The organism is Pseudoalteromonas sp. GutCa3, assembly GCF_002836155.1.
Taxonomy (GTDB): domain Bacteria; phylum Pseudomonadota; class Gammaproteobacteria; order Enterobacterales; family Alteromonadaceae; genus Pseudoalteromonas; species Pseudoalteromonas arctica.
The window spans coordinates 1-1,337 of record NZ_PJBK01000064.1; the positions used below are offsets into that span (position 1 = coordinate 1).

Annotated in this window: 1 protein-coding gene; it reads left to right on the forward strand. The window is 39.2% G+C overall.

The annotated features are described in order from the left end of the window. Positions 1–85 precede the first annotated feature (85 nt). Positions 86–1,099 carry an IS110 family transposase gene (locus tag CXF64_RS09955; protein WP_010555531.1) on the forward strand — a complete coding sequence of 338 codons (1,014 nt, stop codon included), beginning with the start codon at positions 86–88 and terminating at the stop codon, positions 1,097–1,099. Positions 1,100–1,337 lie beyond the last annotated feature (238 nt).

The window sequence follows — 1,337 nt, forward strand, 5'->3', positions numbered from 1 at the left end:
TAACCTGATGTAATGGTCTCCTCCCTATACGGCATCTATGTGCCATGATTAAAGTGGTTACAATAATCAAAGGGAGAAGACCAAAATGAAGATTACAACAATTGGTTTAGATATAGCAAAAAGATTTTTCCATGTGGTGTGCTGCAATGAACAAGGGCGCTTAGTTAAAAAGAAAATGTTAAAGCGTGCGCAAGTGTTATCTTTTTTCCAACAACACACTACGTGTTTAGTTGCTTTAGAGGCCTGTGCAACTTCTCATTTTTGGGCTCGAGAAATCAGAAAATGTGGTCATGAGATAAAGCTTATTCCACCTCAGCATGTAAAAGCCTTCTTAGTTGGCAATAAAAATGATTATAACGATGCTTTAGCAATTAGCGTTGCTTCAAAGCAACATCATATTAAGAGTGTCTGTATAAAATCAGTTGAGCAACAAGATAACCAAGCACAGCACAAAGCGAGAGAATTAGCGGTCAGACAAAGAACGGCACTATGCAATCAAATCCGAGGCTTAACTGCTGAATACGGAATTATTTTAAATCAGGGTGTAAACACAATACGCAAAAGTATCCCCCTAATTTTAGAAGATGAAAATACCGGATTATCAGGCGCATTTAAAGCGGTACTAAAGCAGTTAGAAACACAATTGAGTAACTTAGACAGCTGCATTGAAACTTACAGTACATTAATAGTTGAAACAGCAAAAAATAATGATATTTGCCAACGGATCCAAACAATACCTGGATTTGGTCCTATGGTATCAAGCGCCTATTTCAATGAAGTTGGAAATGGCAGTAACTATAAAAGAGGCCGCGATGTTTCAGCGTCTTTAGGTATCGTTCCGCGTCAACACAGTAGTGGCGGGAAAGATACTTTACTTGGGATAAGTAAGCGAGGAAATAGCTACTTAAGGTGCCTGTTGATCCAAGGAGCAAAAGCTGTTGTCTCAAGAGCAAAAACGAAGAATGATAAATTAAGTCAATGGATAAACCGACTGGTTCAAACTCGAGGGCATAATCGAGCATGTGTAGCTTATGCCAACAAGATGGCGAGAATGGCTTGGGCTATTAGCGCTTCAGGTGAGAGTTACTCACCCGTATAAATACTCTTCAAAGAATTGCGTAAGTGGCTAAAACGATGACATAACAGGTCAAACCTGCATATTGAAAACCTATAGAGTTCAGTGGTAGTAAATACCGATAACCTGATCAGGACAATATGCGCGGATTACATCAAGGTCAGAAGTAATAATCTTCACTAAAAGACCGTATATATGACAGCAAACCTGTCCCTGCTATCGTTGAATGACACCTTGCAATACTGGAGGAGACCATATATGA